The following is an 8,771-nucleotide window of genomic DNA, read 5'->3' as shown; positions in this document are numbered from 1 at the left end:
TACCCCTCCCCCCCCCCCCCCCCCCCCCCCCCCCCCCCCCCCCCCCCCCTTCCCCCCCCCCCCCCCCCCCCCCCCCCCCCCCCCCCCCCCCCCCCCCCCCGGGCCCGGGGTGTCGCTCAGCCGGCGGTCAGATCAGCCCGGTGCTGGAGAGGTAGTACGCGACCAGGGCCGCCACACAGGCCAGGACCACCCAGGAGCGCAGGCTCGTGTGCCGCTGCCGCCGCTGCGTGCGTCGGCGCATGCGTGCCTGCCGGCGCTCGTGCGCACGCTCCCGCCTGCCCGGCTTGCGGTCGCGGTCGCGGCCGGGGTGGGCGGTCCGGGGGGCGGCGTCGGCGGCGGTGTCGGCGAGCAGGCGGCGGCAGGCCGCCGCGAGCTCCGCCGTGGAGGCGGAGAGCGGCATGATCACTTCGGAGCGCGCCGGGGCGGTGGTGCCGCCGTCCAGGAGGCGGCCAGCCCGCAGCAGGACCTCGTCGCGGCCGCCGGCCGGGGCGAGGCTGATCCAGCGCTCGACGTGCTCGCCGCGGATGACCACTCCCCCGGCGCGGTCCCGGTAGACGGTGTGCTCGCGCCACAGCACCGCGGCCAACTCCCCGGCTCTCTCCCTCAGCTGCGTGCTCATACCCCACCCCTTCACCGAACGTCTGATCGAACCACCGCACTTTAGCGTCAGGTACACACCAAGTGGCTCCTCGGGGCCCGCGGCGGAGTCGGACGCGTGGAGCGCGGGTGGGTGGGCAGGCAAACAGCCGGGCGAAACAGGACCGCCCTTGTAAACAGTGCAAGGATGGACTTCCGGGCAGAGCGGCAGGGTGACACAGGGCGGTTTGCACATGAATACGAAACCGACAGCGACCAAGGGCGTGACCTCGAGCGAGGCCGTGTACGGCGCCCCGTGCTGGGTCAGCCTGATGACCCACGACCTGAGCGCCGCGCAGAAGTTCTACAGTGCCGTGCTCGGGTGGACGTACCGCCCCGCGCGGCTCGGCGAGGAGTTCAGCGTCGCGCTCGCCAACGGCAAACCGGTGGCCGGAATGGGTGCCCTGGCCAGCGCTCTGCAGATGGCCGTCGCCTGGACCCCCTACTTCGCCGTCCAGAACGCCGACGAGACGGCGTCCCGCATCAGGGAGCGCAGCGCCACCGTCGCCGTCGGGCCGGTGTCCTTCGCGATGGGGCGCGGCGCCCTCGCGGCCGACCGGGACGGTGCGGTGTTCGGCATCTGGGAGGGCCGGCTCCTGTCCGGCTGGGAGAACTGGCGGGACGCGGCCCCCGCCTGGGTGAAGCTGCAGACCCGCGACGCCTTCGAGGCGGCGATCTTCTACGGGGAGATCCTCGACTGGGCGAGCGGGCGGCCCGGCTGCTGCGACGTCGAGTACGAGCAGGACGAGGTCGTGCTGCGCAGCGGCGGCCGCGTCGTCGCCCGGCTCAGCTCCGGAGCGCTGGAGGCCGCGCCGGACCCGTCGATCCGCCCGCGCTGGCAGGTCTACTTCCCCGTGCCGGACGTCGACGCCTGCGTACGGGCGACGCAGGAGCACGGCGGCTCCGTCGTCCACCACGAGCCCGGTGTGGAGGCCACCCTGCGCGACCCGGACGGGGGCCTGTTCGTCGTCACCACCCAGACGCTGGAGAAATAGAGCCGGACCGCCCGCGGGCGCCGTTCTACGCGCCCGCGGGCATCCTGCGGAGCTGCTCCAGCAGCATGCCGCGTTCCGCCTCCTCCCGGGCGAGGACGGCGGCCAGGACCTCGTCGTCGCGGCGGCGGGTGATGGCCTCCCGGACGAGTCCGGCGAGGACGTCCGGCGGAATGGCCTCCGCCTGGGTGGGGGCGGCTCCGGCGCGCAGAGGGGCGGGCGGCAGGCGCAGCTCGGCGATCTGCGCCTCGGTGACGGCCAGGCGTTCGAACTCCACGCGTACGTCGGGGGCGTCGAGCTCGGCGAAGGCCTTGACGTCGTCGGCGAGGGCGGTGAAGAGGTGCTGTCGCCCGGGGTCCCAGTCGCCGACCACCAGGACGCACACGGCGCCGTGCCCGCCGGTCGCGGCCCGGCGTGCCGCGGCGCGCCTGCCGGACAGAGAGGTGAGCGCCCCGCCCGCGTACACGGGTACGCCCCACGGGTCGGTGACGGCCGCCAGCTGCGGCGCCAGGCCCGTCGGCTCGCACCACACTTCGAGGCGGGCCTCCTGACCGGCCTGCCGGTCGAGCCGGTAGGCGCGGGCGGCGTCGGTGACGGCGCGCCGGAAGCCGGCGGGGCCGTCGAACGTCCGCGGTTCGGCGGCCGGGTCGGCGTCGTCGCGGATCGCGAGCCAGGAGATGCGGCCGGCGCGGCGGGCCATGCCCAGCATGTCGGCCAGTCTTCGGTACGTGCGCTCCTGCTTGGCGAGCGCGCCGTCGGCGACCGTCGCGTACCAGATCTGCCGCATGGTCAGCGGCAGCTGTGCGGCGTAGCGGCCGAGGATCATCTCCACCTCGGCGAGCAACTGCTCCGTCGCCGGGCGCGGTTGCCAGCCGGGCTGGTAGCCGCGAGGGCGTCTGTCCGGCACGGTGGCCCCTTTCGACCCGACACCTGTCTCCTTAGGGCTTGCCCACGGATGCAGGCGCCGTCACCCGCGCGGAGGGTGCGGATCGGGTCACATCCGGCGACGCGGCGCACCGGGCCGGCTGCGCGGGGGCGCGTACGTCAGCCGACCTTGCGGCCCGCGAGCGGCGCGGTGTCCTGGCCGGCGCCGCTCCGCATGCCGCGCAGCAGCTCCTCCAGCGCGTCGAGCGCGGTGCGCTGCGGGTGCCAGCCGAGCTCGACCCGGGCCCGGGTGCAGTCCATCAGCGGCAGGCGCAGCACCGCGTCGAAGAGCTGCGGCGAGGCGGGCACCAGCCGCAGGTTCCAGGCGGCGGCCAGCGCGGCGCGGACGGCCGGGCGGGGCACCCGGACGAGCCGGGCGCCGAGCAGGTCGGCGAGCTCCTCGGCGCCGACGGGGGGCTCGGCGGCGATGTTGAAGGCGCCGCCCACCTCGTGGCTGAGCGCGAGGCGGTACGCCTGCGCCGCGTCGTCGGTGTGCAGGGCCTGGAACCGCAGGCCGGGGATGTCCGGCACGAAGGGGACCGCTCCCGGGCGGGCCAGTGTCCCCGGCAGGAAGCGCCCGGCGAAGATCCGGCGCTGCTCGCTCGCCGACTCCTCCTTGAACAGGAACGCCGGGCGCATCCGCACCACCCTGACGCCGGGGTTGCGGACCTCGAAGGAGTCCAGCACCCGCTCCAGGTACGCCTTCTCACGGCAGTACGCGGCCTCCGGCCAGCCGTGCGTCGGCCACGCCTCGCCGACGGCCCGGTCCTTCGGACCCGGGGAGTAGGCGCCGACGGAGGAGGCGTGGACCAGGACGGGCACGCCGGCGGAGGCGACGTCCCGGAAGACCTGGAGACTGCCGAGGACGTTGGTGCGCCAGGTCCGGACGGGATCGTGGGTCGGCTGGAACGCCCAGGCCAGGTGGATCACGGCGTCGGCGCCCTCGAAGTGCCTGACGAGGTCGGTGTCCTCGGCCAGGTCCACGGCGGCCCAGTCGGTCTTCGGCGGCGACCAGCCGGGCAGCCTGCGCGCCAGCCCCAGTACGGATGCGATCTGCGGGTCGTCGGCCAGCGCCGCCACCACGCTGGTGCCGACGTTGCCGGTGGCTCCGGTGACGACGACCCTCTTGCCGGCTTCCATGCTCACGGTCCTGCCCTCCGACGGATCGTACGGACGTACGGATCGACGTTCCCCGGCACCGCGCCGGGACGCTTCGGGTACCCGCTGGGCGGCCGTCCACGTGCCCGCGGGTGCAGGGAGGGCGTCCTCGTCAATCCCATGATCGTGGCGCCCACTCGTACGGGCGAGGTGGAAATTCCGCCCGCGAGCGGATCCAGGGCGGCCCGCCGTGGGTCGGGGCGGCGCGGAAATCCACGCGGCTCCCCTGGCTGCGGTCGCCGGCGCATGGGGCGCGGCCCCTGCCGTAACAGGGCGGAAGGGCTCCGATACGGCATGTTCAGGCCGGAGTTGGCCGGTAATAGCCGAGCCTTTGGCATATGCCAGAAGCACCACCATATCGAGTGTTGCCAAACCCCTTACAGGCCATCGCGCCCTGTGCAACAGTCGTAACCGGTCCTTATATTTCAGACCCTGGCCACACCGCGCCCGTATCGGAGTACGACATGCCGTCCCATCTGTTCGCGGACCGTGCCGCCGGGCAGCCGCCCGAGCGCGGCACGGTGGACGCGCTGATCTCGCAGACCCGCCGACTGCGGGGAGACGTCGACGCCGTACGCCGGGATGCCGTCGCGGACGAGGACGATCCGCAGGGCCGCTGGCAGCGCGCGCTGTGCGACCTCGCCGTCCATCAACTCGACGACCTGGGTGCGCAGTTGGGCCAGCTGAAGGAAGGGCTGGGCGAGGACCGCGCCCTCGGCTCCCGGTCCGCCGGCACCGGGCCCGCCGCGGAGTCCCTCGACGAAGGCACCGAGGAGGGCGAATCCGCCGAGGAGGCCCTCGCGGACGCGCCGCCGCGCACCGGCGCGCTGCTCAGCCGGGTCGGCAGCGCCCAGTGGAACCTCCTCACCGACGAAGTGACCTGGTCCGACGAGCTGTTCCAGATCTTCGGCCGCTCGCCCGAGGCGGGCCCGATGTCGCTGGACGAGCTGCCGTCCATGGTGTTCGCCGAGGACCAGGCGGCGCTGACCGCGATGGTGACGGGCTGCCTGATCGACGGCAAGCCGATCGACGGCGAGTTCCGGATCGTCCGCACCGACGGCCGGGTGCGCACGCTCCACATGATGGGCGAGCCGGTCCTCGACGCGGACGGCTGCACGGCGTCGATGTGGGCCGTTTTACGGGACGTCAGCGAACTGCGCCGCAGTGAGCGGGTGGTCCGCGAATCACGCGAGTCGCTCCGCCGCCGCCAGGACATCGAACAGACCGAGCACCGGGTGGCGGTGGAGCTCCAGGAGGCGGTCCTGCCGCCGTGGCGCGGCCCCCTGCGCCTCCCCCACGGCGGGCCCGCGGCCCTCGACCTGGCCGGGCACTACCTGCCGTCCGGGTCCAGCGCGCTGATCGGCGGCGACTGGTACGACGCGCTGGAGCTGCCGGACGGGGACACGCTGCTGTCCGTCGGCGACCTCACCGGGCACGGCGTGTCGGCGACGTCCTCGATGGCGATGCTGCTGGGCGCGCTGCGCGGCATGGCGGTGGCCGGGATCCGGCCCGGGCCGCTGATGGGCCACCTCAACCAGCTGCTGGACACGTCGGCGCACACGGCGCTGGGCAGCGCCGTGTGCTGCCGCTACAGCCCGGCGACCGGGACGCTGACCTGGGCGCAGGCGGGACACCCCGCCCCGCTGCTGTTCCGCGGTGGGACGGGGCGTGCGCTGACGCGCCCGGACGGCGTACTCCTCGGGGCCACGCCGCAGACGGCGTACGAGCAGACCGAGGTGCGGCTGCTCCCCGGCGACCTACTGGTCCTGCACACGGACGGGCTCACGCGCGGCACGGGTGCGGACCCCTTCGGTACGGAGGGGACGGACCGGCTGCTGCGGCTGGCACCGCGGTTCGCCCGGGCGCGCGATGCGCAGGAGTGCGTGCGGATGGTGGTGGACGAGTTCGGCGCCTGCCCGCGTGAGGACGACGCGTGTGTCATGGTCGCCAGGGTCGGCGACCCGTCATAGGGCGTCGGAGGACGTCGGAGGGGGCGACGGACGACGCCGGTACGGAGCTGTCGGAAGAGTCGGTTACGGAACTGAACGGGAACGGGCCGGGACGGACTTCGCGGACCAGGCCGTAGGGCGCCAGGCCGTAGGGCGTCGGCTGTCCGCCGACGGACGCGGCCGGCGGCTGCGCTAGATCTCGGTGTTCCGCTGCTTCTGCGCGGTCTTGGGCATCGCCACCTGGATCTCCTCGCGCAGGTCCTCGATCTTCGAGTAGTCCGCGTACTTCCCGGTGAGCCGGTACATCTCCCGGAGCCGGTCCCAGGTGCGCTGCGAGGAGGTCTCCCCCATCGACATCAGGGCGAGGCGCGCGTAGCGGTCGGCCTGTTCGGGGTCGTCGGCGATGAAGCACGCCGACGCCATCGACAGGTAGTCGAAGATCTTCGAGCGCTGCCGTCCGTCGACGCGCAGGGCGAGCGCCTTCTGCGCGAAGTGCTGGGCCTGCTTCGCGGCCCCCGGTTCGTGCTCGGCGAGGGTGCGGTAGGCGAGGGCCTGCATCCCGTACAGGTCCTCCTTCTTGAAGGTCTGCATCCAGCTCGGCGGCGGCACGTCGCTGCGGTCGGAGACGAAGAGCTCCTCCGCCTCGCCGAGGGTGCGGCGCATCGCCTGGCCGTGGCCCATCGCCGCCTGCGCCCACGCCTCGATGGTGTGCAGCATGGCGTGCGTGCGGGGCAGCATCTCGGGGCCCGAGCCGGCGCGGGCGAGCTTCATCAGGTCCAGGGCCTCGTCGGGACGTCCGAGGTGGACCATCTGGCGGGCGGCGCGGGAGAGCGCCTCGCCGGCACGCGGCAGGTCACCGCCCTCGCGGGCCGCGTGCGCGGCGATGACGAAGTACTTCTGCGCGGTGGGTTCGAGGCCCACGTCGTGGGACATCCAGCCGGCCAGGACGGCGAGGTTGGCGGCGACGGCCCACAGCCGCCGCTGGATGTGCGGGGGGTGGTGGTAGGCGAGCATGCCGCCCACCTCGTTGAGCTGGCCGACGACCGCCTTGCGCTGGAGCCCGCCGCCACGGGCGGCGTCCCAGGCGCGGAACACCTCGACGGAGCGCTCCAGCGCCTCGATCTCCTGGGACCCGATGGGCGCGGCCTCGTAGCGGTCGAACCCGGCCGGGTCGGCGTGCAGGGGGTCGTCGAGGTGCGGGGCGTCCGCGCCACGTGCGGGATCGGTGCGGAACCAGTCGTGCATGGCGCTGGTCAGTACGGAGCCTGCGGTGAGCGCGGCACCCGCGCCCACCAAGCCGCGTCGGTTGAGCATGAGGTCCATTCCCGTGAATTCGGTGAGGACCGCAGCCGTACGCTCGGGCGCCCAGGGCAGCCCGTCAGGGTTGTCGGTGTTCCTGACGTCCCGCCGTTTCCCGGCGCGCCCGTGTCGTACGAACCCGAGGTCCTCGATGGTCACGACACGGCCGAGTCGCTCGGTGAACAGGGCTGCCAGCACCCGGGGCACGGGATCGCGCGGGGTCTCCCCCATGTCGATCCACCGCCGGACCCGCGACGTGTCGGTCGCCAGCTGCGGGTGGCCCATGGCCGCCGCCTGCCGGTTCACGAGCCGTGCGAGCTCCCCTTTGGACCAGCCGGCGAGGCCGAACAGGTCTGCAAGGCGGGTGTTGGGTTCTCCGGTCACGTCAAGCCCCCAGGTTCTCGGCTGAGTTGACAGTAGCCCGGTGTCATAGGGCTGGCGACTATTCGCCAGGCTTCGCCAGGGTCCGCCAGATGGTGTGCCACCCGCGCGCGGGTGTCAGGTAGGAAAGCGCCACCCCGCTCCGGTAACCGGCCCTCATTCCCCAGGGTGCGGGCCGGTTGCCGGGACGGGGCAGCGTACGTAACTCGTCGGCACACGAAGGGATCTGTCTCGCCCATGTACACAGCATCGTCCTCCGTGTCCGCCCCGCCCCGGCCTGCGCGTACCCTCCCGGCCGGCAGCGGGCCGTATCCGGATCCACCGCAGGCCGTACGGGCCCGGCGCTGGGCGGGACCGGCGGCGGGGCCGCTCAGTGGAAGGCTCGACCTGTCCGGTCCGCAGGGCGCGCAGTTGCGCAAGGCGATCGCGTCGGTGCACCGGATCTGCCCGGAGTTCAACCCCGTCCAGCTGATGCGGCGCAGCAGCCGGTCCGTCCTGCTCGTCGGGACGACGGGACGGGCCACCGCGGTCGCCAAGGTTTTACTGGACCACTCCACCGCCTGGACCGAGCGGATCCGTCATGAGATCGCGGCCTACCGCACCTTCGTACGGCACCGCCCGCCGGTGCGGGCCCCGCGGCTGATCGCCGCGGACCCCGACAACTGCACGCTGGTGATCGAGCGGATGCCCGGGCGGGCCGCGGCGCTCAGCCGGCACCCGTTCGAGGCGCCGCCGCGCGCGGACGTACGGGCCGCGCTGGGGGCGATCGCGCGGCTCAACGCGTGGCGGCCGCCGGCCGGGATGTTCGACGCTCCGCTGGACTACGCCTCGCGGATCTCCCGCTACCACGAGCTGGGGCTCTTCACCGACCGGGACCGGGACGACCTGCAGAAGCTGCTGCACGGGCTGGCCCACGCGGGCGGGCTCGGCGGTGTGGGCCAGTTCTGCCACGGCGACGCGCTGCTGTCGAACATCCTGCTGTCACCGGCCGGCCCGGTGCTGGTCGACTGGGAGCACGCGGGGTGGTACCTGCCCGGGTACGACCTGGCGACGCTGTGGGCGGTCCTGGGCGACGCCCCGGTGGCCCGGCGGCAGATCGCGCAGCTCGCGCAGGCGGCGGGACCCGCGGCGCGCGACGCGTTCCTGGTGAATCTGATGCTCGTGCTGACGCGGGAGATACGGACGTACGAGACGGCCGTGCAGCGCACGATACGAGAGGCGCCGCCGGCCGGCTCGGTACCGGTCCAGCCCGGGGGGCTGTCCGCGGGGGAAGAGCAGCGCCTGCTGCTGAGGCGGCTGCACGACGACTGCGCCATGGCGCGGCGGGCCGTGCGCGCCGCGGTCGGCACACGCTGACCGCCCCGTGAGGGGCGGCGAGCGAGCCGAAGTGGGGGTCCCCCGGCGAAGCCGGGGGGAGTGAACCGAGCCCTGG

7 protein-coding genes are annotated in these 8,771 nt (G+C 73.8%); 3 read left to right on the top strand and 4 right to left on the bottom strand.

The window, feature by feature from the left end; all coding sequences use genetic code 11:
• Positions 1-127: 127 nt before the first annotated feature.
• Positions 128-619, bottom strand: coding sequence for a hypothetical protein (locus AC07FJ_RS20400; protein WP_479050753.1), 492 nt, complete (start codon positions 617-619; stop codon positions 128-130).
• 211 nt (positions 620-830) lie between these two features.
• Between AC07FJ_RS20400 and AC07FJ_RS20395 the strand changes: the two genes are divergently transcribed.
• Positions 831-1,631: a VOC family protein gene (locus AC07FJ_RS20395; RefSeq protein WP_479050752.1), complete on the top strand. Its 801-nt coding sequence runs from the start codon at positions 831-833 to the stop codon at positions 1,629-1,631.
• Between the two features lie 25 nt (positions 1,632-1,656).
• On the opposite strand, the gene AC07FJ_RS20390 is transcribed toward AC07FJ_RS20395, so the two are convergent.
• Positions 1,657-2,535 carry a hypothetical protein gene (locus AC07FJ_RS20390; protein WP_479050751.1) on the bottom strand — a complete coding sequence of 293 codons (879 nt, stop codon included), beginning with the start codon at positions 2,533-2,535 and terminating at the stop codon, positions 1,657-1,659.
• A gap of 137 nt (positions 2,536-2,672) precedes the next feature.
• The gene (locus AC07FJ_RS20385; RefSeq protein WP_479050858.1) at positions 2,673-3,692 is read right to left on the bottom strand and encodes an NAD-dependent epimerase/dehydratase family protein; all 1,020 of its coding nucleotides are present in this window, start codon (positions 3,690-3,692) and stop codon (positions 2,673-2,675) included.
• A gap of 482 nt (positions 3,693-4,174) precedes the next feature.
• On the opposite strand from AC07FJ_RS20385, the gene AC07FJ_RS20380 reads away from it, so the two are divergent.
• A complete protein-coding gene (locus AC07FJ_RS20380) occupies positions 4,175-5,680 on the top strand; it encodes a PP2C family protein-serine/threonine phosphatase (RefSeq protein ID WP_479050750.1) in 1,506 nt (501 codons plus the stop codon).
• A 171-nt stretch (positions 5,681-5,851) separates the two neighbouring features.
• Here the strand turns inward: AC07FJ_RS20380 and AC07FJ_RS20375 are convergent, their stop codons facing one another.
• Complete coding sequence (locus AC07FJ_RS20375) at positions 5,852-7,342, bottom strand: DNA-binding protein NsdB (RefSeq protein WP_361425018.1); 1,491 nt, start codon at positions 7,340-7,342, stop codon at positions 5,852-5,854.
• Between the two features lie 234 nt (positions 7,343-7,576).
• On the opposite strand from AC07FJ_RS20375, the gene AC07FJ_RS20370 reads away from it, so the two are divergent.
• Positions 7,577-8,695 (top strand): aminoglycoside phosphotransferase family protein, encoded by a 1,119-nt coding sequence (locus tag AC07FJ_RS20370; RefSeq protein WP_361425020.1) that lies wholly within the window; start codon positions 7,577-7,579, stop codon positions 8,693-8,695.
• Positions 8,696-8,771: the final 76 nt, after the last annotated feature.

It is taken from the genome of Streptomyces sp. NPDC045998 (assembly GCF_056430285.1).
The sequence above is the reverse complement of the archived record's forward strand: the minus strand, read 5'-3'. Positions and strand labels throughout refer to the sequence as shown.